Below are 26,600 nucleotides of genomic sequence, written 5' to 3'. Positions count from 1 at the left end.
GGCAACAGATTAATGGGGTTTGGAAGGGGTGCCGGCACCCGGAACGCGCACCTGGTTCTCGTCGGTGAACATGTCTACCACGCGGCAGTCGCCGCACATTTTGAGCCGCTCCAGGGCCGCACCCTGGAACATGCTGTGCCCGGCCAGGCGGCCCAGCATGGCTTCGATGCCTTTGAGCGTACCAAAAGGTTTGCTGCAGCGGATGCAGGCATAAGGCGGGCTGCCATGCAGCACCCGGGGCTGCGTGCGCTCGGGCACCAGCGACAGGCGTGAATGCAAGGCGATCGCATCCTCCGGGCAGGTCTTGGCACACAGGCCACATTGCACGCAGTTTTTCTCGATGAAACGGATTTCGGGCTGCAACGGGTTGTCCTGAAGGGCCGACGAGGGGCAAGCGCCCACACAGCTCATGCACAAGGTGCATTTGTTGCCATCGACCACGATCGCACCCAGGGGCGAGCCGGCAGCGGGCAAATCGAGCGCCTTGGGGCGAGTGGCTTCATCCATGGCCATGACGGGGGACTGGGCCATGAGGTGGTCGATGACCAGCTCCAGGTTGCTGCGCTTTTCGGCCTGCACCGCGTGGCGAGCGGCGGTGGCGGGGCCAGTGGGCAGGCTAGTGGCCTTGAGGCTGCGGGCGCACAGGCGCTGCAAATCGGCGTCCAGTGAGGTCGCGGTCTTGGCTTCAATGAACTGGAAATGCACGCCGGTATAACCCAGGCCATTGAGCAGGCTTTGGGCCACGGCCATTTGTTCCATGAGCGCGGTGCGGTATTGCGGCGCTTCTTCGTGGGTGAGCAGCACCATGACCTGGCGAGCACCATAGGCCACGGCCGAGAGCCACAACTCCATGCCGACACTGGCGGTGTGCCACAGGGCCACAGGCATCACGCGGGCGGGCACGCCTTGCATGACACCCAGCTGTGCACCCCGGCCCAACTCGTCGATCAGGGACTGGCCTTTTTCCTGGCTGTGCAGCAGCAGCGCAGCATCACGCCCGCCTGCGGCCTGGTAGGCCGACAGCAGTGCGCGGATCTTGGCGCCCTGCTCTGCCGGGCGCGGGTAGGCGTAGGTCAGTGCGCCCGTGGGGCAAGCCGTGGTGCACGCGCCACAACCCACGCACAGGTTGGGATTGACCACGATTTGCTGGCGGCTTTTGTCCGAACGCACGGCCTCGGCCGAGCAAATGTCGATGCAGGCGCTGCAGCCGACTTGCTCGTTGCGGCTATGGGCGCAGAGCTTTTGCTTGTAGGCAAAAAAGCGCGGCTTTTCAAACTCGCCCACCAGTTCGCGCACCTTGAGCAGCGTTTGCAGGTCTTGGCCGTCCCAGCGGAAATAGCCTTGGGGCAAGGCGTGCGAGGTGAACGTGGGCGAGGCTTGGTTACCGCGCAGGTCCAGCACCACATCGAAGCGCTCGGTTTGCGGGCGGGCGACGCGCGAGAAGTCGATGGCGCCCGCGGCTTCGCAGACCTTGACGCAGTCGCGGTGCGAAGTGCAACGCGACAGGTCCACCTGGTAATCGAGGCCAATGGCCTGCTCTGGGCAAGCGGCCACGCAGGCGTTGCATCGGGTGCACAGGTCCAGATCAATCGGGTTGCTGGCGTCCCACGACACCTCGAATGCACCCAACCAGCCCTTGAGACCTTGCAAGCGACCGGCCACCACCGGGAAACGGCGCTCCTGGCTGCCCCCGGCGTTGCCGGGACCTTGCGCAAAAATCGTGACCTGCATCGCGTCGGCCAGGAAGCTGGCCGCGCGTTCGGCGGCATCGATGGCCCCGATGATGAGCACATGGCCTTCGCTTTTGTAGGTCACGGTGGCCACTGGCTCCGGCTCGGGCAGGCGAGCAGCCGCCAGCAAGGCGGCCATTTTGGGCGTGGCGTGCGCGGCTTCCTGGCCCCAGCCACCGGTTTCACGGATGTTGACGAAACGGATCGATGAAATCGCGCCTTCGGTTTGCTCAGCCAGTTCACTGAACAGGCGTTTTTCTTGCGTGCAGGCCACCACCACCGTCTCGCCGGTTTTCACGGCTTTCTGGAAATGCCCGGCCTCGCGCCGGCACAAGGTGGTGTGCAGCGTCAGGTCTTCACCCAGTGCTTGCCCCAGAGCTTGGGCTTGCAGGGGCATGGTTTGGTTGCAGTTGCAAATCAGGGTGGTCATGTTCAGTCGGTTCGGGTGCCTGCTGCACTGGTGTGGGCTGCAGTGTCGGTGTCGTTGAGGAGGGCGACTGTGCCACAAGTGGCGAGCCTTGCTGCGCGTCGGGACTTTTCGCGAACTTGTCCTGCCCCTCGCTTTCCGCAGTCTGCGGTGTGTCGGCTGGGTCTTTTTGAGGGAACAGGTTCAGCAACTCGGCCCCAACCATTTTTTCGAGCATACCCGCTGGCAATGGGTCGGGGGTGTTGTAGTCGCCGATGTAAATGTCCAAACCGTCCATCACATTGAAGTGCGGGTCGGTGAAGAGCTTCTTCATGGCGGCATTGCGCACCTCGCCGGGCACGCCTTGGCGCATGAAGGCCTGGAAATCAGACGACGGCGTGAGGCCCTGCACATCGGCCATGGTCGGCAGTGCGGGCTCTGGCTCACCGCCTGGGGGGGTAGCGGCGCCCGGGGTAACAGGGCCTGCGGCATGGGGCTGCACCCCACCATCGACCCGGGTAGGCGAAGAAACAGCGGCCGAAGCCTCCCTGCTTGCAGTGTCGGTCTGGGTCTTCGGGGGGTCGCTCGGGTCAAGGCCTTGCTTGCGGCGCGACCAACGGCTGAAAAAGTTGTCGCTCATGGCCCCGGCCTTGCGCCTTTGCGCTTGCTGTCGGTGCTGACCGAAACGGGTTGACCAAAACGGTCGGTCAAGCGCTGAAAACTCTGAGGGCGTTGGCGCTTTTTCTCTTCGGGCACGTAATGCTGCTCGGCAAACCCTTGTATCCATGCCACCACGTCGGCAGGCGCGGGCACGGTTTCCACGGTTTCCTGTGCGTCCAGCCAGCGGCCTGCGTCGTGGTAACTCAGGCTCACGGTTTGCGGCACGGCCAGCGGCTCGCTGCCGTCTTCGGCGTCGATCAAACGCCACATCACAAAGTAGCAAGGCGTGGGCGAAGTGGCATTGAGCCAATAGCCTTCCGCGTCGTCGGTGAACAGTGCCACGGGCCAGCCGGGGTAAAGCCAGAGCGACTCGGTCTCGGTCTGGCGCAGGCTGCGGGGGGCTGTGCCAAAACCCGCTTCGTTGGGCACCACATCGGCCAACACCCAGCGCCAAGCTTGCCAACGCGCCATCGGCCCTTGCACGGCCTCTTTGCGCATCAGAACAGCCACATCAATTTGTGGACGCGTAGACATGGACACAGTTTCCCCTGGAGAGATGGAACATCAGCTGCCCAGCACGTACTCGTGCGCGGGCAAAGCCAGCAAGAATACCGTACCTTGGCCGGCCTCGCTCTCGAAGCTCAATCGCCCCCCGTGCGAAGCCACAATGGACTGGCTGAGCCACAAGCCCACCCCCATGCCTTTGAATTTGGAGGTTTTGAAAAGCGTAAACACATCGTCTTTTGCATCATCGGCGATGCCGCAGCCGTTGTCGGCGATGCGCAGCTCGACCCAGTCAGATTGGACTTGCCCGGAAATGGCAATGCGGGCGGCATGGCCTGACTTTTCGACCAGCGCATCGATCGCGTTGTTCAACAAATTGAGCACGACCTGCTGCAACTGGGTGGGATCCCCCGTCAACATCAAAGGCACTTTCAGGTCCACATCGAATTCAATGGCACTGCGCTGGGCATGGGCACCCACGATGTTGAGCACATCCCGAACCAGTTGGGCCAGATCCAGGCGGGCGTATTCACCCTTGCCGGTGGCAAACATGGTGCGCAAGGTGCGGATGATGGCTGCGGCATGGCGAGTGTCCTCCCGGATCAGATCGGCCAGCTTGTGGGCCTCGGCCAGGGCCGCTTGGGGGTCCCGATTGCGCTGCAGGTGCGACTCGATCAACTCGGTCTTGAGCACGATGGTGGTCAGTGGCTGGTTCAACTCATGGGCGATGCTGGCCACCAAGGCCCCCATACCCGCCGACTTGTTGGACAGGGTCAATTGCCGGATGATTTCCTCACGCTCACTGAGCAGCGTGGATAAATCTTGGGAGTGTTGACGAAGAAGGGTCGAACGCTCCTGCTCACGCGCCAAACCTTGCTCGGCACGAATTTGCGCTTTGTGCATCTGGTCCACAAAAATTTGCATGAAGCCCACACTGAGCATGGTGACCGCAACAAACTGCCCCGCAAACACCACCGCCTGGTCCCAGGACATGTCGTACAAATCCGCCGCACCCCAACCGCCCAGTATGGCAATGGTCTTGATGCCCAACGTGACCACCAGCAACCACCCGGCTGACTGAACAGCACGGGAGCCAAAAGGGTCGTGCGTGGTAGCAATGCGCCGACCCGACAACACATACTCTAGACAGTTCAGGGTGTAAAACCCGTAAAAAAGTAGGATCACTCCAGCCTCGGAACCGCCCGAAAAATAATAGCCATAGGTGACCAGCAGGTACACGATATTGAACGCCGCCATGCCCCACAACCAAAGGCGATCAGCAGGACCATCCAGGGAGCGCAATGCAACTTGGCGCCCGAAATTGCCCAGCGCCATGAGCAACACACCCCAAAAGACCACCGCAGCGGTGGGCAAGATGCCGCGACTGCCCAGAACCAAGACCCCTACAGCGCTGGAGAGGCCCGAAACACTCCACAAGGTGACCAGACCACTGCGGTAGCGCGCCATGCCGTACCAGATGGCCGAGTGCAGCATCAGGTACAGAAAAGCATCCATCCAGAAGATGGCTTGGACGTCGATGTTCAAGTGAAATTCCCCGACCTGAATCTGTGGAGGGCTCGGGCGCCCCACGAACTGTGCAGAACCCAAGAATGACAGCGCAGGATTATGAAGGCTGCAACGCAGAGACTTGTACAGCGCAGTATTTGAATTCCGGGATCTTGCCAAACGGGTCCAGCGCCGCATTGGTCAGCAAATTGGCCGCTGCTTCCTGGTAGGCGAAGGGGATGAACACCGCGCCTGCGGGCGTGCCATCGTCCTGGCGCAGTTGCAGCAGCACCTCGCCCCTGCGCGAAGCGATCCGCACCGTCTGCCCGGCCTGCAAACCCAGCCGCCGCAGATCGGCCCCGCACATCGACGCCGTGGCTGCAGGCTCCAGGGCGTCGAGCACGGTGGCGCGGCGCGTCATGCTGCCGGTATGCCAGTGCTCCAGCTGCCGCCCGGTGATGAGCACCAGCGGGTAATCCGCATCGGGTTGCTCATTGGCCGGGATCAGGCTGGCAGGCACCAGCCAGACACGGCCGTCCTTGGTGGGGAAGTGGTCGTGGAAGACGATGGGCTGACCCGGGTCGTCGGCGCTCACGCAAGGGTAAGTGACCGAGCCCGCGTTCAGGCGCGCCCAGTCGATGCCGCCAATGGCTGGGGCCATGGCCTGGCGCATTTCTTCGTACACGGCGGCCACGCCATCGTGTTCGCCTGTGTAGGCCCAGTTCAGACCCAGGCGCTGCGCGATCTGCTGGATGATCCACAAGTCGGGCTTGGCATCGCCCGGCGGCAACACCGCCTGGCGGCCCATTTGCACGGTGCGGTCGGTGTTGCTGACAGTGCCGGTTTTTTCGGGCCAGGCGCTCGCAGGCAACACCACATCGGCCAGCCAGGCGGTCTCGGTCAAAAAGATGTCTTGCACCACCAGGTGCTGCAAGCTGGCCAGCGCATGGCGGGCGTGGTTCAGGTCGGGGTCGCTCATGGCCGGGTTTTCGCCCATGATGTACATGCCGCGCACCTTGTGCGGGTCGCTGTCCGGGGCCAGCGCCTTGTGCATGATCTCGACCACGGTGTAGCCGGGCTGGTCGTCCAGCTTGGTGCCCCAGAATTTCTCAAACCAGTTGTGCGCGGACTTGTCGGTGACCCGCTGGTAGTTGGGGTACATCATCGGGATCAAGCCCGCGTCACTAGCGCCCTGCACGTTGTTCTGGCCGCGCAGCGGATGCAAGCCCGTACCGGGGCGGCCAATCTGGCCGGTGATGCTGGCCAGCGCGATCAGGCAGCGCACGTTGTCGGTGCCGTGCACATGCTGGCTCACGCCCATGCCCCACAAGATCATGGCGGCCTTGGCGCTGGCGTAGGCACGGGCCACTTCACGGATGGTCTCGGCCGGGATGCCGCAGATCGCACTCATGGCTTCGGGCGTGTAATCCTGCACATGGGCCTTGAGTTCGGCCACGTTGTCTGCGCGTTCTTTTAAAAATGCTTCGTTGCACAGCCCTTCGTTGACGATGACGTGCAGCATCGCGTTGAGCAGCGCCACATCGGTGTCGGCCTTGAATTGCAAGGTGCGCCAGGCGTGACGACCCATGTCGGTGATGCGCGGGTCGGCCAGCACAATGCGGGTGCCACGCTGGGCGGCGTTCTTCATCCAGGTGGCGGCCACCGGGTGGTTGGCTGTGGGGTTGGAGCCGATGACGAGGATCAGGTCGGAGTGCTCGACATCGCGCACCGGGTTGCTCACCGCGCCCGAGCCCACGCCCTCCAAAAGTGCCGCGACGCTGGACGCATGACACAGGCGGGTGCAGTGGTCCACGTTGTTGCTGCCAAAGCCGGTGCGCACCAGCTTCTGGAACAGGTAGGCTTCTTCGTTGCTGCCCTTGGCCGAGCCAAAACCGGCGAGCGATTTGGGCCCGTGTTGTTGGCGCAAAGCATTGAGCGGCTGGGTGGCCAGCGCGAGTGCTTCCTCCCAAGTGGCTTCGCGGAAGACCTCGCGCCAGTCGGTGTGGCCATCGATCAGGCTCAGGTCTTTGGCCACACCCGGCTTGCGGATCAGGGGTTTCGTGATGCGGTCCGGGCTGTGGATGTAATCCATGCCAAAGCGGCCCTTCACGCACAAACGCCCTTCATTGGCCGGGCCTTCGCGGCCCTTCACGCTGATGATTTTTTCGTCACGCACCTGGTAGGTGACCAGGCAACCCACGCCGCAAAACGGACAGACGGAGTCGACTTCGCGATCCACTTTTTGTGGCCCCATGTGGCTCTTGGGCATGAGCGCCCCCGTAGGGCAGGCCTGCACACATTCGCCACAACCCACGCAGCTGCTGCCACCCATCGGGTCGGCCAGGTCAAACACCACCTGGGTGTGCGCACCGCGAAAGGCCAGGCCGATCACATCGTTGACCTGCAGGTCGCGGCAAGCGCGTTCGCAGCGGTTGCACTGGATGCAGGCATCCAGATTCACGGCCATGGCCGGGTGCGAGAGGTCGGCGGGCACCGCCTCGCGCTGGAGTGCGGCCAGTTGCGGGCGCACCTGCACGCCATGGTGTTCGGCCCATTGGCTCAGCTCGCCATGCGGGGCCTCGGCGCGGTCATCGAGCCACTTGTGGCCCTGCTCGGGCAGGTCGGCCAGCAGCATCTCCAGCACCATCTTCTGGCTTTTGACGGCGCGTTCGCTGTTCGTCTGCACCTGCATGCCGGGCGTAGCGCTGCGGCAGCAGCTGGGGGCGAGCGTGCGCTCACCGGCCACCTCGACCACGCAAGCGCGGCAGTTGCCATCGGGCGCGAGGCCTTCCTTGTGGCACAGGTGCGGGATGGCGATGCCCAATTCCTTGGCGATGTTGAAAATGCTTTGGCCCGCAGGGGCCTCGACGCTTTGGCCGTTGAGGGTGAATTGAACGGTGCTCATGCGCAGCCCCCAAGACTGTCATGACCGACCACGTCAAAGCTGTCATGCCCGACTTGATCGGGCATCCATGGTTTGCGTGCATGGATACCCGCGTGCGCGGGTATGACAGAGACATGGATATCCGCCTTCTCGGGTACAACAGAGACATGGATACCCGCCTTCGCGGGTATGACAGAAAGATAGGCACGCCCGACCACTGCGAAACTATCATGCCCGACTTGATCGGGCATCCATGTCTTCAGAACGCTGGATCCTCGGGTCAAGCCCGAGGATGACAAATCACACGCATTCATGTTTTCACCTCCACAGCCACTTCGTGCGGAAAGTAATCGAGCACACACCGGATCGGGTTGGGTGCGGCCTGGCCCAGGCCACAAATCGACGCGTCGCCCATGACCTGCGCCAGGTCTTGCAGGGTATCGGCATCCCACACGGGGGCGGCCATGAGTTGTGCGGCCTTGTCGGTGCCCACACGGCAAGGCGTGCATTGGCCGCAGCTTTCGTGTGCAAAAAAGCGCATCACGTTCAGGGCCGCTTCGCGGGCGCTGTCGTGTTGGCTGAGCACCATCACGGCGGCCGAGCCGATGAAACAACCATGCGGCTGCAGCGTGTCAAAGTCCAGCGGCACATCGGCCAGGCGCGCGGGCAAAATGCCGCCGCTGGCCCCACCGGGCAAATAGGCGTAGAGCGTGTGCCCCTCGGCCATGCCGCCGCAGTGTTCATCCACCAGTTCGCGCAGGGTGATGCCCGCAGGCGCGAGCTTGACACCCGGCTGCTTCACGCGCCCGCTCACGCTAAAGCGCCTCAGGCCTTTGCGGCCATGACGCCCATATGATGCAAAGCTGTCCGCGCCTTGTTCGATCAGCTCGCGAATCCAGTACAGCGTCTCAAAGTTGTGCTCCAGGGTCGGGCGACCAAACAGGCCCACCTCGGCGATGTAGGGCGGGCGCAGGCGCGGCTCGCCGCGTTTTCCCTCGATGCTCTCGATCATGGCCGACTCTTCGCCGCAGATATAGGCCCCCGCGCCGCGGCGCAACTCAATGTGCGGCAGTACGCATGGCGGGTTCAATTTCAGCGCCGCGAGTTCTTCCGTGAGCAAGACACGGGCCTCGTGGTATTCGTCGCGCAGGTAGATGTAGACCGCTTCGCAGCCGACCACGCTGGCCGCGATCAGCACGCCTTCCAGAAAGCGGTGCGGATCGGCCTCCAGACAGGTGCGGTCCTTGAAGGTGCCGGGCTCGCCTTCGTCGATGTTCACCGCCATCAGGCGCGGGCCGGGCTGGCTGCGCACGATGCGCCATTTGCGCCCGGCCGGGAAACCCGCGCCGCCCAAACCGCGCAAGCCCGATGACTCCAGGCACTGGATGACCGATTCGTGATCCTTCAAGCCCGCCGCGACCTGCAGCGCCAGCTGGTAGCCGCCCGCCTGCCGGTAAGCCGCCAAGCGCGTGGCTTCGGGCAGTGGGTTCGGTGCGGTCTGCTGCGCCGCCACGCGCTCGGTCACGACCTGCAGCGTGGCCTGCGCCACGGCCTGCTGGCCCACCTGAGCGGCCGGTGCCTGCTCGCAGCGACCCAGGCACGGCACGGGCACCACTTTCACATCCAGCAGCTCGCGTTGCAACTGGCGCAGCAAACCGTCGCTGCCGGCCAAGCTGCAGCTCAGGCTGTCGCACACCCGCACGGTGATGCGCGGGGCGGTGGCGTCGTCTTTCAGGATCTCGAAGTGGTGGTAGAACGACGCCACCTCGAACACCTCGACCACGGGCAAGCGCATCTCGGCCGCCAGCGCCACGATGTGGCGCTCGAACAGACCATAGAAATGGTCGTTGAGCACATGCAGGTGCTCGATCAGCAGATCCCGGCGGTGACCGTCTGCGGGCGGTGCGCCGATCAGGGCGCGCACCTGGGCGCGCGCTTCATCGCTGGCCTGACGGCCTTTGAGCTGCGAACGCGGTTGGCGCAGTTGCTGGCGAACCTGTTCCAGGCCAATGTGGGTAGCGTTCGCCATGCGGGATCAGTAGGTTTCGAGATGCAAACGGCCTTCTATTTTGAGCGCCGCGCCCACGGTATCCCAATCGAGTCCGGCGTTCTGTGCGATGTCACGCAAGGCCATGACCACGCCCTCTTCCATGCTCTTCAAGCCACACACATAGAAACAGGTGTTCGGGTCCTTGAGCTGGGCCGCGAGGTCGGCCGCGCGTTCGCGCATGGCGTCCTGCACATAGCGCTTGGGCTTGCCGACTTCACGCGAGAAGGCGAATTCGATGTCGATGAAGTCTTTGGGCAGGTTGTTAAGCGGACCAAAGTACGGCAGCTCAGCAGGCGTGCGGGCACCAAAGAACAGCATCAGTTTGCCACCCTCGAACTTGCCGCTGGCGCGCAGGCGACGACGCCATTCGGTCATGGCGCGCATGGGGGCCGAGCCCGTGCCAGTGCAGATCATGACAATGTTGCTCTTGGGGTGGTTGGGCATCAGGAAGCTCGCGCCAAACGGCCCGATCACCTGCACCTTGTCACCGACCTTCAAGTCGCACATGTAGTTGGAGCCGACGCCGCGCACAGGTTTTCCGTCGTGGTCTTCGAGCACGCGCTTGATGGTCAGCGACAGGTTGTTGTGGCCGGGACGCTCGCCATTACGGGGGCTGGCGATCGAGTACTGGCGCGCATGGTGGGGCTTGCCTTTGGCATCCACACCGGGCGGGATGATGCCGATCGACTGGCCTTCGAGCACCGGGAAAGGCATGCTGCCAAAGTCGAGCACGATGTGGTGGGTGTCGTAGTCTTGCTGGCCGTCTTGTTGACCGACTTCGGTCACGCGCAGGTTGCCGGTGACAGTGGCGGTGATGGTTTTCTCGGCGGCCTTGGGGCCATACAGGTTGGTGTAGGCATGGGCGGCCGACCAAGGGGGGATGGTCGCGCCGAACTGGGCCGAGTTAAAACCCGTGGCTGCGGCGGTTGTGGCCGCCGATGCCGATGAGGAGGCTGCAGCTTGAACAGCGGCTTGGGCTTCTTCCTGAGCAGCACCCGCATCGCCGCCACCAGCTGCAGCGAGTTCTTCAGCGCTCAGCTCCGCAGGCAGCACGTCCCACTTGAGTTGTTCTTCAATGCTGTAGGCCTTGGCCTTAGGCATCATGCGCCAGTTGTCGATAGAGCCGGTGGGGCATGGCGAGATGCAGTCCATGCAGAGGTTGCAGATGTCGGCCTTGACCACGTAGTTGAGCGAGTCGTGGGTGATGGCGCCGACCGGGCAGATCGCTTCGCAGGTGTTGCAGCGGATGCAGATTTCCGGGTCGATGAGGTGTTGTTTGATCAAGGTCGCTTCTGTGCTCATGTCTTGGCTCTCTTGTTGTGTCTTCGGCTTTTGTTTTGGGTCTGCTGGGTCCGCGACGCTATGGCTTGGGGCCGGGCACCTCATACGGGGTACCGAAAAATCGGTGCCCGGCCCCAAGCCATACCGCCGCTCATCGCCTTTGCAGACAAGGCAGTCTAACGGCATCAGGTGTGCTTTGCGCACACCATGCAGTTGACAGAGGAAGGGGCGGGTGACGATTTTCCGGTACCCCGTATGAGGAACCCGCCCCTTTCTCTGTCAACTGCCACCCCCGCAACAAAGCAGGGGCAGCAGTCAAATCAGAACATCAGTTGAAGCGAACGTAATCAAAGTCCACGGGCTGACGGTTGATGCCCATGACAGGTGGCGCGATCCAGTTGGCGAACTTGCCGGGCTCGACGACACGGCCCATCAGGCTGGCCACATAGGCGCGGTCTTCGTTGGTCGGCAGCCACTCGCCCACTTTGGCCATCCACTCGGCATCGGTCACCACACGGCCGTCGGGCGTGATCTTGGCGCCAGACAAAGAGCCGATGTTGCGGTGGAACGCTTTGTGCGGAGCGGTCAACTTGTACTGGATACCAGCCTTCTCGATCACACGGTTCCAGCGCTCGATACCGCCTTTGGAATCGGTGATGTAGTCGTCGCGCAGCACTTCGTTCAAAGCGTTGAGCATCGGCACTTCTTTCTCGACCAGCTTGCCGTCTTCGACCGACAGGATCTTGTAGCTGTTGCCCTTCAAGACGTGGTCGTCGGTGCGCTTGCCTTCTTCGTATCGGCCTTTCAGGCCCGAGCTGTAGAAGGTGGCGGCGTTGGACGACTGGTCGGCACCGAACAGGTCGATGGTCACCGAGAAGTGGAAGTTGATGTAACGCTGGATCGTCGGCAGGTCGATCACACCAGCGGCGCGCAGCTTGGCCACGTCGTCGGTCTTGAGCTGATTCATCACGTCCACGGTGCGCTGGATGGTGCGGCTCACGCCGGACTCGCCCACGAACATGTGGTGGGCTTCTTCAGTCAGCATGAACTTGGTGGTGCGGGCCAATGGGTCGAATGCCGACTCGGCCAGGGCGCACAGCTGGAACTTGCCGTCACGGTCGGTGAAGTAAGTGAACATGAAGAAGGACAACCAGTCAGGGGTCTTCTCGTTGAAGGCCTGCAGGATGCGGGGGTTGTCTTCGTTGCCGCTGTTGCGCTGCAGCAGGGCGTCGGCTTCTTCACGGCCGTCCTTGCCGAAGTATTTGTGCAGCAGGTACACCATGGCCCACAGGTGGCGGCCTTCTTCGACGTTGATCTGGAACAGGTTGCGCAGGTCGTACATGCTGGGCGCAGTCAGGCCCAGGTGACGCTGCTGCTCGACCGATGCGGGCTCGGTGTCGCCTTGGGTCACAATGATGCGACGCAGGTTGGCGCGGTGTTCGCCAGGCACGTCTTGCCAGGCTTTCTCGCCGATGTGGTCACCGAAGTGGATCTTGCGGTCTTGCTCGCCGGGGTTGAGGAACACGCCCCAACGGTAGTCGCGCATCTTGACGTGGCCAAACTGGGCCCAGCCTTGCGGGTCCACGCTCACGGCCGTGCGCAGGTACACGTCCATGTCGGTCGAGCCCTCGGGGCCCATGTCGTCCCACCAGTTGATGAAGTTGGGCTGCCACTGCTCCAAGGCGCGTTGCAGCGTGCGGTCTTCCGACAGGTTGACGTTGTTGGGGATTTTTTCGCTGTAGTTGATACCGGACATGAGAGTCTCCAGAAAATTAAAGCAACGGTGGGGTCAAATTTCGGTTGCAGCGCGGACCACCGGGAACCACGCTGCACAACGTCAAAACATCAAACGCGGTTCAGGTCGAAGCTGACTTTTTCGCCTTTGCCGTAGACCTTCAGGGCACCTTTTTCGCCAACGGCGTTGGGGCGCTGGAAGATCCAGTTCTGCCAGGCGGTCAAGCGGCCGAAGATGCGGGTCAGCATGTTCTCTTGCTGAGCGAAACGCAGGTTGGCTTCCAGACCGGTCAAGGCGTCAGGCGACATGGACGAACGCTCTTCCAGGGCCAGACGGATCTCGTCGGCCCAGTCGATGTCGTCAGGCGCGGCAGTCACCAAGCCCAGGGCCAGTGCAGCATCAGCGTCCAAGGCCTTGCCGATGGCGCCGCGTGCGGCTTCCATGGCGGGCGCTTCTTCGTAGAAGCGGCGCTGCAGGCGGGTCTGGTCGTTGACCATGGGGAAGAAACCGAAGTTCATTTCGTTCAGCTGGATCTTGGGGGCCTTGGCGGCATCGTCGGGCAATGCCAGCATGTAGGCGCGGTCGGCGCAGAAAGCCAGCTCAGCCAGTGTGCCGACAAAACATGTCCCCTCTTCGATCAGGGCGAACAGGCTGCGGGAGGTCACGTCCATGCGGGCCAGGGTGCGGCGCAGGTGGCCGATGGTTTCACGCACAAACCAGTGGTCTTTGTTCGCCAGCATGGTGGCGTCGGAGGCCAGCACCGCGGCAGCGTCGCCTGAAGTCTTGATGACCCAGGTGCCAATGTCGAGTTCGTTGGTGCGCATGTGCAGGATGGCGTCGTCGAGTTCACGCACCATCTGCAGTGGCCACCAGTTCACGCCTGCGGCTTCGATGCCGGCGATGTCGGTAGGCTGGGCCGTGGCGGGCGCCTTGACGGTGAAGGTGGCGATGCGCTTGGCGCGGTCGATGTCCACCGACACATTGGTGTAGCTCAGGCTGTCAGCCGCGATGGTGCGGTTGATCGGTGTGAGGGTCACACCTTTGGCGCCCACGGGGCGGATGCTGCCAGCGGCCAGCTTGGTGGCGCGCTCTTTGACCACTTCCTTGAAGGCAGCGGGCTTGGCAATCGCATCGACCAAGCGCCAGTCCACGGCCTTCTGGCCGCGCACACCTTCGACACTGGTGCAGAAGATGTCGGCCAGGTCGTGGCGCACATGGCGCTTGTCGGTCACGCGGGTCAGACCGCCGGTACCGGGCAGCACGCCCAGCAGGGGCACTTCGGGCAAAGACACGGCAGACGAGCGGTCGTCCACCAACACAATGTCGTCGCAAGCCAGGGCCAGCTCGTAGCCACCACCTGCGCAAGCGCCGTTCAGGGCGGCAACGAATTTCAGGCCGTCGTGCTTGCTGGAGTCTTCGATGCCGTTGCGGGTTTCGTTGGTGAACTTGCAGAAGTTCACTTTCCAGCCGTGGGTCGAGACACCCAACATGAAGATGTTGGCGCCAGAGCAGAACACGCGGTCTTTCAGGCTGGTCACCACCACGGTGCGCACTTCAGGGTGCTCAAAGCGGATGCGCTGCAGCGCGTCGTGCAGCTCGATGTCCACACCCAGGTCGTAGCTGTTGAGCTTGAGTTTGTAGCCAGGGCGGATGCCGGCGTCTTCGTTGATGTTGATCGACAAGGTCGCGATCTCGCCCTCAAAGGCCAATTGGATGTGCTTGTACTCGGCTGGGCTGGTCTGGTAATTGACCTGAAGGGAAGTGCTCATGGCTGTCTCCGTCGGTGTAGAAGGGTTGATGGACGTCAAAAAATGCATTTCAGTGCATGTTGTATGGCAGTTTAATGCATGTTTATCCGACTGGCAACATGCACTTTAATTCATTTCATCAGTGTTTACCCTAGGAAATGAAGTTTTCTGCATCCCCTCAAGACACCAAGGTCAAATGCTGGCGAACCGAAGTACGCAAAGCCTGGAAGGCCTGGTCTTCGGTGCGCCCACTGGTGTTGATGGCCAGATCGGCTTTGGAATAGAAGGCCGAGCGCCCCTCCAGAATGCGCTTGAGGTCTTCCATCGCCTCGCGGCTGGCCGCCATCGGGCGCATGTCGCCTTGTGCGGCCACGCGCCCCATGTGGTCGGCCGCATCGGCCTGCAGCCACACGGTCGTGCAATGCGACAACAGCAGGTTGAAATTGGCCGAGTCCGACACCAAACCACCGGGCGTGGCGATCACCACTTCGGGATAGATCTGGATAGCTTCCTCGAGAGCGCGGCGCTCGTAGCGGCGGTAGGCGTTGGCGCCATACAGGTTGTGGATTTCGCTGATCTGGCAACCGGCAAACTGCTCGATCTCGCGGCTCAGTTCAATGAAGGGAAAGCCCAGGTCATCGGCCAGGCGCTGGCCCAACGAGGTCTTGCCCGCGCCGCGCAAGCCAATGAGGGCGATGCGGTTCTTGCGCTCTTGCGCGTTGCCACCCTCGCCAAACATGTCGCTCAGCTGCACACGCGCACGGCGCAAATCGGCCTCACTGCGTTTGGAGAGCAACTCGCGGATCAGCAGCCACTCGGGCGAGGTGGTGGTCACATCGCCCAGCAGCTCGGCCAGCGAGCATTGCAGGGCCTGCGCCACCTGCAGGAGCACCAGCACCGACACATTGCCCGTGCCGTATTCGAGGTTGGCCAGATGCCGCTCGGACACATCGGCCGCCACCGCCACGGCGCGGCGCGTCATGCCTTTGCGCGAGCGCAAAGTGCGCACGCGCTCGCCCAGCGCTTCCAGAAAAGGACTGCGCCGGGTTTCGGGCTCGGACGGCTCCATCAAGGTGGACTCTTGAGATGTCATGCTCAACCTTTGATCACAGACAAGGGAAAACCCTTAAATTTCAACAAACCCAAAACATGCACTTTAATGCATACTAACGGGCAAGCACAATAGTGCATCAACCGCTGTTTATACCGCCAACCGGGCTGCAAGAACAGTTTTTTTCCGATATGCCCCTGTCGGCGCATGCGAATCCACCGCCTGACCACGAATTTTTGAAAGCCACACACATGAACACATTGCTTCCCAACTTCTTCGCAGGCCGCTGGCAAACCGGCACCGGCGCAGGCACGCCCCTGTTTGACCCGGTGCTGGGCACCGAACTGGCCCGCGTGTCCAGCAGCGGCATCGACCTGGCCGAAGGCTTTGCCTTTGCCCGCGAACAAGGCGGCTCGGCACTGCGCGCCCTGAGCTACGGCCAGCGCGCCGCATTGCTCACCCAAATCGTGGAAGTGCTGCAGGCCAACCGCGACGCCTACTACGAGATTGCCACCGCCAACAGCGGCACCGTGGCCAAGGACTCGGGTGTGGACATCGACGGTGCCCTCTTCACCCTGGGCTACTTCGCCAAGCAGGGCGCAGCCCTGGGGGATGCCAAGCTGCTGCTGGACGGCCAGCGCATCCGCATGGCCAAGGACCCCGCCTTCCAGACCCAGCACATCCAGGTGCCCACACAGGGTGTGGCGCTGTTCATCAACGCCTTCAACTTCCCCAGCTGGGGCCTGTGGGAAAAAGCCGCGCCCGCCCTGCTCTCAGGCGTGCCGGTCATCATCAAGCCCGCCACGGCCACCGCCTGGCTGACCCAGCGCATGGTCAAGGACGTGGTCGACGCGGGCGTGCTGCCCGTGGGCGCGCTGTCGGTCATCTGCGGCTCGTCGGCTGGCCTCATGGACCAGCTGCAGGCCTTTGACGTGGTCAGCTTCACCGGCTCGGCCGAGACGGGCAAGATCATCCGCAGCCACCGCGCCGTGAGTGAGCTGTCGGTGCGCTGCAACATCGAAGCCGACAGCCTGAATTCCGCCCTGCTCTCGCCCGCCGCCACAGCCGAAAGCGAAGCCTTCAAGCTGCTGGTGGCCGAAGTGGCCCGCGAGATGACCGTCAAATCGGGCCAGAAGTGCACGGCGATCCGCCGCATTTTTGTGCCGCGTGCGCTGTACAAGGCGGCGGCCGAAGCGATCGGCGCACGCCTGGCCAAAACCACCGTGGGCAACCCGCGCAATGAAACCGTCCGCATGGGCGCCCTGGTCAGCCAGGAACAGAAAGCCAGCGTGCTGGCGGGTCTGGCCCAACTCAAGACCGAAGCCACCGTGCTGTACGACGGCAACAGCACCACCCTGGTCGATGCAGATGCATCGAGCGCCTGCGTGGCCCCGGTGTTGCTGGGCACCGAATCGCCCATGACGGCCAAGGTATTGCACGCGGTCGAGGTGTTCGGCCCCGTGTCCACCCTGATGCCTTACGACAGCATCGACGAGGCCTACGCCATGATCCGCCGCGGCGAAGGCTCGCTGGTGTGCTCGGTCTACAGCGAAGACCCGGCCTTCACCGCGCAAGCCTCGGTCGAGCTGGCCAGCAGCCACGGCCGAGTGCACGCGATTTCGCCCGATGTGGCGGCCCTGCATAGCGGCCACGGCAACGTGATGCCCATGAGTCTGCACGGCGGCCCCGGTCGCGCAGGCGGTGGCGAAGAGCTCGGCGGGCTGCGGGCCCTGAACTTCTACCACCGCCGCAGCGCCGTGCAAGGCAGCGCGCTGGCGCTGGACCAGCTGGCCGCACAAGGCGTGGCCCTGCCCCTATGAACCTGCAGGAGGCCGCAGGAGCGGCCTCCTACAAAACCCCTATGGCCAGAACCGAAAAACTGGACAACATCACAGACATCCCGAGGAGACAAACATGACACGCACCGTGAATGCACCATCCGCCGACTTCAACTTTGCTCAGCACCTGATCGCCACCAACGTCGGTCGTGCTGGCAAAACCGCGCTGATTGACGACGTCGGCTCATTGACTTATGGCGAGTTGACCGAGCAGATCCGCCGCTTTGCCGCAGGCCTGCAGGCCATGGGGATCAAGCGCGAAGAGCGTGTGCTCTTGCTCATGCAAGACAGCAGCGACTGGGTCGTGGCCTTTTTGGGCTCACTCTATGCGGGCGTGGTGCCGGTCGCGGTGAACACCTTGCTCACAGCCGAAGACTACGCCTTCATGCTCAGCAACAGCCGGGCCCAGGCTGCCCTGGTTTCGGGCGCCGTGCTGCCCACTTTGCAAAACGCCTTGGGCCTGGTCAAAACCGAGGTGCGCCAGGTGGTCGTCTCGCGCCCCACAGGCCCCTTGGCACAGGGTCAATTCGACATGGCCGACTTTGTCGCCCAAAACCAACCGGTGTTGCCGGCCCAGACTCTGGCCGATGAACCCGCTTTCTGGCTGTACTCGTCCGGCTCCACGGGCAAGCCCAAGGGCACAGTGCACAGCCAGGGCAACCTGTACTGGACCGCCCAGCTGTATGGCCAAGGCGTGCTGAACCTGCAGGAAAGCGACACCGTGTTCTCGGCCGCCAAGCTGTTCTTTGCCTACGGCTTGGGCAACGCGCTCACCTTCCCGCTGAGCGTGGGGGCCACGGTGGTGCTGATGGCCGAGCGCCCCACCCCACAAGCCACCTTCAAGCGCCTGGTCGACCACCAGCCCACCGTGTTTTATGGCGCACCCACCGGCTACGGCGGCATGCTCGCCAGCCCGGACCTGCCCGCCAAAAGCCAGGTCGCACTGCGCCTGTGCTCGTCGGCGGGTGAAGCGCTGCCGCGCGACATCGGCGAGCGCTGGACGCAGCACTTCGGCTGCGAAATCATCGACGGCATCGGCTCCACCGAGATGCTGCACGTCTTCCTGTCCAACCGCCCCGGCGATGTGCGCTATGGCACCACCGGCAAGCCCGTACCCGGCTACGAAGTGCAGCTGCGCAACGAAGACGGCACCGTCGTCACGGGCCACAACGAAATCGGTGACCTCTACATTCAGGGCCCCAGCAGCGCCCTCATGTACTGGAACAACCGCGAAAAATCGCGTGACACCTTCCAGGGCGTGTGGACCAAGAGCGGCGACAAGTACACCCGCGACCCCGACGGCTACTACACCTACGCGGGCCGCAACGACGACATGCTCAAAGTTAGCGGCATTTACGTCTCGCCCTTTGAGGTCGAGGCCACGTTGGTGCAACACCCCGCCATTCTGGAAGCGGCCGTGATCGGCAAGGAAGACACCGACGGCCTGACCAAGACCAAGGCCTTCATCGTGCTGAAACAGGGCCAGAGCCTGAGCGAAGCCGAAGTCAAAGCCTTTGTGAAGGAGCGCCTGGCCCCTTACAAATACCCGCGCTTCATTGACTTTGTGGCCGAGTTGCCCAAGACCGCCACGGGCAAGATCCAGCGCTTTCGCCTTCGCGAACTGGAAAAAACGGGCGCTTGAACCTGCGCGCACCCGGCCAGCCTAAAGGCAGGCAGCCGGGTGTCTGGCTCAGGGCTTGAGCACGCGCAAGATCTCTTTTTGCAAAGCCGCTTGCGACATGGGCTTGGACACGTAGCCGTCGGCCCCCGCCGCGATGAACCGCTCCTTGTCCCCGGTCATGGCATGGGCCGTGACCATCAGCACCGGGGTGCGCAAGCCGCTCACAGCCTCACGTGAACGCAAGGCTCGCAGGGCGGTCAGGCCGTCCATCACAGGCATCATCACATCCATCAAAACCACATCGAAGTGCTCTTGTGCCAGCAGGTCCAGCGCCTGCTGGCCGTCTGCGGCCACCGCGTAGCGGTAGCCCATGCGCTGCAGCATGATTTCGGCGAGCTTGCGGTTGATCTCATGGTCTTCCACGAGAAGCACCGAACATGGTACGCCCTCGGTGGCGATCGGTGGCGGCACCGGTGCTTTGGCAGGTGCGGGCACCAACGCCTGCGCACTGGCCTGCTCCACCTTCCGGGCGGGCAAGGTGGCCACAAAAGTCGCGCCTTCACCGGGCCGCCCCTCGGCCGTGATGTAGCCGCCCATCAGCTGCAGCAGGCTGCGCGTGATGGCCAGCCCCAGGCCCGTGCCACCAAAAGAACGGGTCACCGAACCATCGGCCTGGGTGAAGGGGCTGAACAAGGCCTCGGTGCGTTCGGGGTCAAAACCGATGCCCGTGTCGATGATGCTGATGCGCAGCAACACGGTTTTGGCATCGACTGCGGGCACCAGTTCGGTCTTGACGGTGACCGAGCCCTCGTCGGTGAATTTAATGGCGTTGCCAATCAGGTTGGTCAGAACCTGGCGCATGCGCACCGGGTCCATCCATAGCAATTCGGGGATGTCGGGGGCGGTCTCCAGCCGCAAATCCACACCCTTGGCGCGGGCCAGTTGCTCCAGGGAGCGGGCGGTATGGCGCACCAGCTGCACGGGGCTGACCTCCAGCAACTCCAGCTCCAGGGCTTTGGCTTCGATTTTGGAAAAGTCCAGGATTTCGTTGATGATTTGCAGCAAGTGGTTGGCCGAGTCGCGGGCCAGCACCAGGTATTCCCTTTGCCGCTCGGTGTCGGTGGTGTCCAGCGCCAGCTCGGTCATGCCCACAATGCCATTCATGGGCGTGCGGATTTCATGGCTCATGTTGGCCAGGAATTCCCCACGCATGCGGTTGGCTTGTTCGGCTTTTTCCTTGGCCTCGACCAGCAGGTCCTGGGCGCTCTGGATGGCGGTGAAGTCCTGCATGACCCCAATGAAGAAATGCCCGTTGTCGAGTCGGGTTTCACTGATCGTCAGGCGCACCGGGAACAGACTGCCATCGCGCCTGCGGCCTTGCAGGACACGCGGCTGGTTCATCAGTTTTTTCTCGCCTGTGTTCAGGTACCGGGCCATGTACTGGTCGTGCCGCGCTTGCTCGGATTCGGCCATCAGCATGTTCACGCGCTGACCCATCAGGGCCTGCATGGGGTAGTCAAAAATGGCGGCGGTGGCATCGTTGCACTGAACGATGTGACCCTGCGCATCGGCCACCACGATCGCCTCGGGCACCGATTTGAAAATGCTGTGCAGCTTGCTCTCGCTCAGGCGCAGATTGCGCTCCACCTGCTCACGCTCGGCAATCTCTTCGCTGAGCTGGCGAATCGCCAGTTGCCGCTCGTTGGACAACTGGCGTGAGGTCATCAAGGCCGTGCGGATGCGTTTGACGGAAAACCAGATCAACAAAAAGCCCAGCAACAACAACACCAGCAAAACCACGAAGGTGCGGTTAAGCACCCCGGTGCTGGCCAGCTGCCACTGCGAAACAGGCAGCACCACTTCCAATGCACCCCGCACATCCCCCACCTGCCAATCGGTTCGGGGCGAGCCTGGATAGCTGTTATGGCAGGCCACGCAACTGGACAGCATGCGGTCGGCTTGCGCAAAACGCAGCACCCGGGTGCCGTTCATGATCTCTTCACGCACGAAAGGCTGGTTGGGTTTTTCCTTGAGGTGTTGCAGGGCCTGTTTCTGGAAATCGTCCAGCGAACGCTCGGCCACACGCCAGGGAAAAGGCTGGTCGCTGTACAGGCGCACCCGGGTGCCGCCATCGACCTTGGACAGGTAATGCCCCAAATCGATCGTGAGCGTGGCGGGCAGCGGCAAGGCGTTGTCACGCGACTGGTAATCGTGGGTGACGGCCATGCCCCCCTTCACAGCCCGGGGCACCAGCTCCTGGGTGTAGAAATTGCGAAATTGCGTGACCGAAGCGGCATGGGTCTGGGCGCTCTCGGCAGCGTATTGCTGCACCATCGCCTCGCTCGACTGGTAGGTGTAGACCACCACCCAAATCCCCATGACCATCAACACGCCGCCCAGCCACTCCATGGGCCAGCGCAGCAAAGCCTGGTGAATCCAGTAGATCAAACGTTTGGGAGCATTCACTTTGTATCCTGATGACAAAGCGAATGATAGCAACGAATACCTAAGTTTTATTCAAGGGTAAAGGCAGGTATCCACGCGCTCACCCAGACCGACAGGTCACCCTATCGGCCTGCATTCAAGTGTCCTTGCTGACCTTGATGGTCGGGAACTTGGACGAGAAGTCCTTGGCTTTGGCCGCGATCTTGACCGCCACCTGGCGGGCCACGACCTTGTAGATCTGGGCCACTTCGCCATCGGGGTCATAGACCACGGTGGGCTTGCCGCTGTCGGCCTGCAGGCGAATTTGCATGTCCAGCGGCAGTGCGCCCAGGTAGTCCATGCCGTATTCGGCAGACATTTTTTTGCCGCCATCTGCGCCAAAAATGTGTTCCACATGGCCGCAGTGGGTGCACACGTGCACCGCCATGTTTTCTACCAAGCCCAAAATCGGCACGCCGACTTTCTCGAACATCTTCACGCCTTTTTTGGCGTCCAAGAGGGCAATGTCCTGCGGGGTGGTGACGATCACCGCGCCGGTCATGGGCACGCGCTGGCTGAGCGTCAGCTGGATGTCACCCGTGCCGGGGGGCATGTCGACGATCAAATAGTCGAGTTCTTTCCAGTTGGTCTGGCGCAGCAGCTGCTCCAGCGCCTGGGTGGCCATGGGGCCGCGCCAGATCATGGCTTCGTCGGGGTTGACCAGGAAACCGATCGACATGACCTGCACGCCGTAGTTCTCCAGCGGCTCCATGGTCTGGCCGTCTTCGCTCTCGGGGCGGCCTTCGATGCCCATCATCATGGGCTGGCTGGGGCCGTAGATGTCGGCGTCGAGCAGGCCCACTTTGGCCCCCTCGGCGGCCAAGGCCAGCGCCAGGTTGACGGCGGTGGTGCTTTTGCCCACGCCACCCTTGCCCGAGGCCACGGCCACGATGTTTTTCACTTGCGGCAGCAGGGCCACACCGCGCTGGGCGGCATGGGCCACAATTTTGCTGCTCACGTTGGCCGACACGTTAGCCACGCCAGGCACGCCTTTGGCAGCGGTAATCAAGGCCTGGCGCAACGCCGGGACCTGGCTCTTGGCCGGGTAGCCCAGCTCGACGTCAAAGGACACATCTGAACCCTCGACTTGCAGGTTTTTGAGGGTTTTGGTGGAAACGAAATCTTTGCCCGTGTTGGGGTCAATGACGGCTTGAAGGGCCTGCAGGAGTTGTTCGGTGGTCGCCATGGTCACTTTCTAGAATGGGCCGGAGTTTACCGACAAGCCAGCCCGTACACCCTAAAATCACCGATTCCCCTACAAACTGCCCCACCATGTTAGCCCACAACGGTCTTCAAGAAGCGCCCCGCCAACTCTTCGTCACCACCGCCTTGCCGTATGCCAACGGCAATTTCCACATCGGCCACATCATGGAATACATCCAGGCCGACATTTGGGTGCGGTTCCAACGCATGCAGGGCAGCCAGGTCAACTTTGTGGGCGCAGACGACACCCACGGTGCACCCATCATGATCGCTGCCGAAAAAGCGGGCAAAACGCCCCAGCAGTTCGTGGCCGACATCGCCGCGGGCCGCAAGCCCTATCTGGACGGTTTTCACATCCAGTTCGACAACTGGCACAGCACCGACGCCCCTGAAAACCACGAGCTGGCCCGCCAGATCTACCGTGACCTGCGCGACATTTCGGCTGCCGATGGTGGCTCACTGATCGAGGTGCGTGCGGTCGAGCAGTTCTTTGACCCGCAAAAGAACATGTTCTTGCCCGACCGCTTCATCAAAGGCGAGTGCCCCAAGTGCCACGCCAAGGACCAGTACGGCGACAACTGCGAGAACTGCGGCGCGGTTTACGCCCCCACCGACCTGATCAACCCGTTTTCTGCCCTGTCGGGTGCCAAGCCCGAGCTCAAAACCTCGGAACATTTTTTCTTCAAGTTGTCGGACCCGCGCTGTGTGGAATTCCTCAGCCAGTGGACGCAAGACGGCAAGCTGCAGCCCGAAGTGGCCAACAAGGTCAAAGAGTGGTTCAGCGTGCGCACCAACCCCGACGGCAGCACCAGCGAAGGCCTGGGCGACTGGGACATCTCGCGCGACGCGCCTTACTTCGGCATCGAGATCCCCGACGCGCCAGGCAAGTACTTTTATGTCTGGCTGGACGCGCCTGTGGGCTATCTGGCGTCGCTGAAAAACCTGCTCGACAAACGCGGCGAGGACTACAACGCCTACATGGCCAACCCCGCGCTGGAGCAGTACCACTTCATCGGCAAGGACATCGTCACCTTCCACACCCTGTTCTGGCCCGCCATGCTGCATTTTTCGGGCCGCAAAACGCCCAACAGCGTGTTCGTGCACGGCTTCCTCACGGTGAACAACGGCGAGAAGATGAGCAAGAGCCGGGGCACGGGTCTGGACCCGCTCAAGTACCTGAGCCTGGGCATGAACCCCGAATGGCTGCGCTACTACCTGGCGGCCAAACTCTCGGCCCGCAACGAAGACATCGACTTCAACGCCGAAGACTTCATGGCGCGCGTGAACAGCGATTTGATCGGCAAGTTCGTCAACATCGCTTCGCGCTCGGCCGGCTTCATCGCCAAGCGCTTTGACGGCCAACTGGGCCCCGTGAGCGCCGACGGCCAGACCCTGCTGGCCGCGCTGCAAAGCGCCACGCCCGGCATCGCCGCCTTGTACGAAGAGCGCGAATACGCCAAGGCCCTGCGCGAGGTCATGCTGCTGGCCGACAAGGTCAACGCCTACGTGGACCAGAACAAACCCTGGGAATTGGCCAAACAAGAAGGCCAGGAAGCGCGCCTGCACGACGCCTGCACCGCCTGCATCGAAGCCTTCCGCCTGCTCACGCTGCAACTCAAGCCCGTGCTGCCCGCACTGGCCGCGCAGGTCGAGGCCTTCCTGAATGTCGCGCCCTTCAGCTTTGCCCAGGCGCAAAGCCTGCTGGGTGCAGGCCACCGCATCAACGCCTACCAGCACCTGATGCAGCGCGTCACCCCCGAGCAACTCGACGCCCTGTTCGAGCCGCCCGCCGTGGTCGAAGAGAAAGTCATCCCCGGCGGTGAAGAAATCGCACCGACGATTGGCATCGACGACTTTGCCAAAGTGGACCTGCGCATCGCCCAGATCGTGAACTGCGAACCCGTGGAAGGCTCGGTCAAGCTGCTGCGCCTGACGCTCGATGTCGGCGAAGGCCGCATGCGCAACGTCTTCAGTGGCATCGCCAGCATGTACAAGCCCGAAGACCTGATCGGCAAGCTGACTGTGATGGTGGCCAACCTGGCCCCGCGCAAGATGAAGTTTGGTGTGAGTGAGGGCATGGTGTTGGCCGCCAGCCACGCCGACGACAAAACCGATGCCGGCATTTACGTGCTGCAGCCATGGCCTGGCGCCCAACCCGGCATGCGGATCCACTGACACGCAGGTCACAGCCCCCGGCAAGGTCCGCTCGGATGACGTTCAATTCCCACTTGTTTCGCCCCAAGCTGCTGGACTGCTTGCAGGGCTACAACCGCCAGCGGCTGGGACAGGACATCGGCGCAGGCCTCACGGTCGGGGTGGTGGCTTTGCCCTTGGCCATGGCCTTTGCCATCGCCTCCGGACTCAAACCCGAAGCGGGCCTGTTCACCGCCATCATCGCGGGCTTTTTGATCTCGGCGCTGGGCGGCAGCCGCGTGCAAATCGGTGGGCCGGCCGGGGCCTTCATCGTCATCGTTTACGGCATCGTCGAGCGCTATGGCCTGGCGAATTTGATCCTGGCCACCGCGATGTCGGGGGTGCTGCTGTTCCTGATGGGGCTGTTCCGGCTGGGCTCCTTGATCCGCTTCATCCCGGTGGCGGTGGTGATCGGTTTCACCAACGGCATCGCGGTGCTGATCATGCTGTCGCAAATCAAGGATTTGCTGGGTCTCCAAATCGTGAGTATGCCTGCTGATTTTTTTGGCATCCTGAACGCCCTCGGACACCACCTGCACAGCGCCAATCTGGCCGCACTGCTGCTCGCTTTGGCCTCCTTGTCCTTGGTGGTCGGCTGGTTGCGCATGAGCCGCCGTTTGGCCGAGACACCCTACCGGGCACTCAGCATGATCCCCGGCTCCATCATCGCGCTCGTTTTCGCCACCCTGGTCACCTGGCTGCTGAATCTGCCGGTAGACACCATTGGCAGCAAGTTTGGGGGCATTCCAGCGGCCTTGCCAAGCTTCCAGTGGCCCGCATTCAGCTGGGACAGCGCCCGCTTTTTGCTCATGCCCACGCTGACCCTGGCGCTGCTGGGTGCGATTGAATCGCTGCTGTGCGCCCGCATCGCCGACGGCATGATCGGTGACCGCCACAACCCCAACCAGGAGCTGATGGCGCAGGGCGTGGCCAACTTTGTGACGCCCTTCTTTGGCGGCATGCCCGCGACCGGCACCATTGCCCGCACCGTGACCAACATCAAAAGCGGTGGCACCACGCCGATTTCGGGCATGGTGCATGCCCTGACCTTGCTGGCCGTGGTGCTCGTGGCGGCGCCCCTGGCCGGACACGTGCCTTTGGCGGCGCTGGCGGCCATCTTGATGTTTGTGGCCTGGAACATGGGCGAGTGGCGCGAATTTTTGCACCTGCGCCAATACCGCATGCCTTACCGGATCACCCTGCTGGCGGTGTTTTTCCTCACTGTGGTGTTTGACCTGACGGTGGCTGTCGAGGTGGGCTTGGTCGCAGCCTGCCTCACTTTCATTTACCGTATCTCCAGCTTGAGCCGCTGCGAGGCCGTCAGTCGCCTGGACCACCCTAGCCTGGCCGGACACGACCACGCCATCCAGGCTTGGCGTCTTTATGGTGCCCTGTTTTTCGGTGCGGTCAAACTGGTCGAAGACATCGAAGACAAGATCAGCACCCCGGTCCTGGTGGTGGACCTCAAGAATGTGATTTACATCGACTCGTCGGGTGCCGACGCCTTGATGAACCTGATCGACACCTGCCGCAAAAAAGAAGTGCAGCTGATCGTTTGCGGTTTGTTGCACCAACCGCTGGACATTGCCCGGCGCAGCGGCTTGCTGGAACACCTGGAAGGCCGTTTGGCGCCGGACCTGCCTGCAGGCATCCAGCGGGCTGTCAGCCTGGCCGCAGGGCCGGACCAGTAAAATCCACCGCAACAC

16 protein-coding genes are annotated in these 26,600 nt (G+C 62.6%); 4 read left to right on the top strand and 12 right to left on the bottom strand.

Going from position 1 to position 26,600, the window contains the following annotated elements; all coding sequences use genetic code 11:
- Window positions 1-9 precede the first annotated feature (9 nt).
- The 10 genes from B9Z34_RS08170 to B9Z34_RS08120 form a co-directional block, all read right to left on the bottom strand.
- Window positions 10-2,127 (bottom strand): 4Fe-4S binding protein, encoded by a 2,118-nt coding sequence (locus B9Z34_RS08170; RefSeq protein ID WP_108427618.1) that lies wholly within the window; start codon window positions 2,125-2,127, stop codon window positions 10-12.
- Window positions 2,087-2,776: a DUF3306 domain-containing protein gene (locus B9Z34_RS08165; protein ID WP_108427617.1), complete on the bottom strand. Its 690-nt coding sequence runs from the start codon at window positions 2,774-2,776 to the stop codon at window positions 2,087-2,089. The genes B9Z34_RS08170 and B9Z34_RS08165 overlap by 41 nt, the downstream gene beginning before the upstream one ends.
- Window positions 2,773-3,336, bottom strand: a complete 564-nt coding sequence (locus tag B9Z34_RS08160) for a DUF3305 domain-containing protein (protein ID WP_369907625.1) — start codon at window positions 3,334-3,336, stop codon at window positions 2,773-2,775. Before B9Z34_RS08160 ends, B9Z34_RS08165 begins: the two co-directional genes overlap by 4 nt.
- 24 nt (window positions 3,337-3,360) lie before the next feature.
- Window positions 3,361-4,845 (bottom strand): sensor histidine kinase, encoded by a 1,485-nt coding sequence (locus B9Z34_RS08155; RefSeq protein ID WP_158268707.1) that lies wholly within the window; start codon window positions 4,843-4,845, stop codon window positions 3,361-3,363.
- 79 nt (window positions 4,846-4,924) lie between these two features.
- Entirely contained in the window at window positions 4,925-7,711 is a 2,787-nt protein-coding gene (fdhF, locus tag B9Z34_RS08150; RefSeq protein ID WP_108427614.1) for a formate dehydrogenase subunit alpha, read from the bottom strand.
- A 289-nt stretch (window positions 7,712-8,000) separates the two neighbouring features.
- Entirely contained in the window at window positions 8,001-9,719 is a 1,719-nt protein-coding gene (locus tag B9Z34_RS08140; RefSeq protein ID WP_108427612.1) for an NADH-ubiquinone oxidoreductase-F iron-sulfur binding region domain-containing protein, read from the bottom strand.
- A 6-nt stretch (window positions 9,720-9,725) separates the two neighbouring features.
- Entirely contained in the window at window positions 9,726-11,042 is a 1,317-nt protein-coding gene (gene boxA / locus B9Z34_RS08135; RefSeq protein ID WP_108427611.1) for a benzoyl-CoA 2,3-epoxidase subunit BoxA, read from the bottom strand.
- A 307-nt stretch (window positions 11,043-11,349) separates the two neighbouring features.
- Window positions 11,350-12,777, bottom strand: coding sequence for a benzoyl-CoA 2,3-epoxidase subunit BoxB (gene boxB / locus B9Z34_RS08130; protein WP_108427610.1), 1,428 nt, complete (start codon window positions 12,775-12,777; stop codon window positions 11,350-11,352).
- 89 nt (window positions 12,778-12,866) lie between these two features.
- The gene (gene boxC, locus B9Z34_RS08125) at window positions 12,867-14,525 is read right to left on the bottom strand and encodes a 2,3-epoxybenzoyl-CoA dihydrolase (RefSeq protein ID WP_108427609.1); all 1,659 of its coding nucleotides are present in this window, start codon (window positions 14,523-14,525) and stop codon (window positions 12,867-12,869) included.
- Window positions 14,526-14,682: 157 nt separating this feature from the next.
- Window positions 14,683-15,597, bottom strand: coding sequence for a helix-turn-helix transcriptional regulator (locus tag B9Z34_RS08120; protein WP_108427608.1), 915 nt, complete (start codon window positions 15,595-15,597; stop codon window positions 14,683-14,685).
- Between the two features lie 209 nt (window positions 15,598-15,806).
- Between B9Z34_RS08120 and B9Z34_RS08115 the strand changes: the two genes are divergently transcribed.
- Together B9Z34_RS08115 and B9Z34_RS08110 are read left to right on the top strand one after the other, a co-directional pair.
- Window positions 15,807-17,375 (top strand): 3,4-dehydroadipyl-CoA semialdehyde dehydrogenase, encoded by a 1,569-nt coding sequence (locus tag B9Z34_RS08115; RefSeq protein WP_108427644.1) that lies wholly within the window; start codon window positions 15,807-15,809, stop codon window positions 17,373-17,375.
- 94 nt (window positions 17,376-17,469) lie between these two features.
- Entirely contained in the window at window positions 17,470-19,035 is a 1,566-nt protein-coding gene (locus tag B9Z34_RS08110) for a benzoate-CoA ligase family protein (RefSeq protein ID WP_108427607.1), read from the top strand.
- Window positions 19,036-19,083: 48 nt separating this feature from the next.
- Here the strand turns inward: B9Z34_RS08110 and B9Z34_RS08105 are convergent, their stop codons facing one another.
- Both B9Z34_RS08105 and apbC read right to left on the bottom strand, forming a co-directional pair.
- Window positions 19,084-21,480, bottom strand: coding sequence for a response regulator (locus B9Z34_RS08105; RefSeq protein ID WP_146179627.1), 2,397 nt, complete (start codon window positions 21,478-21,480; stop codon window positions 19,084-19,086).
- Window positions 21,481-21,595: 115 nt separating this feature from the next.
- A complete protein-coding gene (gene apbC / locus B9Z34_RS08100; protein ID WP_108427605.1) occupies window positions 21,596-22,684 on the bottom strand; it encodes an iron-sulfur cluster carrier protein ApbC in 1,089 nt (362 codons plus the stop codon).
- Window positions 22,685-22,770: 86 nt separating this feature from the next.
- Here apbC and metG point away from each other — a divergent pair, with 86 nt between their 5' ends.
- Both metG and B9Z34_RS08090 read left to right on the top strand, forming a co-directional pair.
- Window positions 22,771-24,876, top strand: a complete 2,106-nt coding sequence (gene metG / locus B9Z34_RS08095; protein WP_108427604.1) for a methionine--tRNA ligase — start codon at window positions 22,771-22,773, stop codon at window positions 24,874-24,876.
- 35 nt (window positions 24,877-24,911) lie between these two features.
- Window positions 24,912-26,585 (top strand): SulP family inorganic anion transporter, encoded by a 1,674-nt coding sequence (locus tag B9Z34_RS08090; protein WP_108427603.1) that lies wholly within the window; start codon window positions 24,912-24,914, stop codon window positions 26,583-26,585.
- Window positions 26,586-26,600: the final 15 nt, after the last annotated feature.

The sequence above is a fragment of the Limnohabitans sp. Hippo3 genome (assembly GCF_003063665.1).
In the GTDB taxonomy this organism is placed as follows: Bacteria; Pseudomonadota; Gammaproteobacteria; order Burkholderiales; family Burkholderiaceae_C; genus Limnohabitans_A.
The sequence above is the reverse complement of the archived record's forward strand: the minus strand, read 5'-3'. Positions and strand labels throughout refer to the sequence as shown.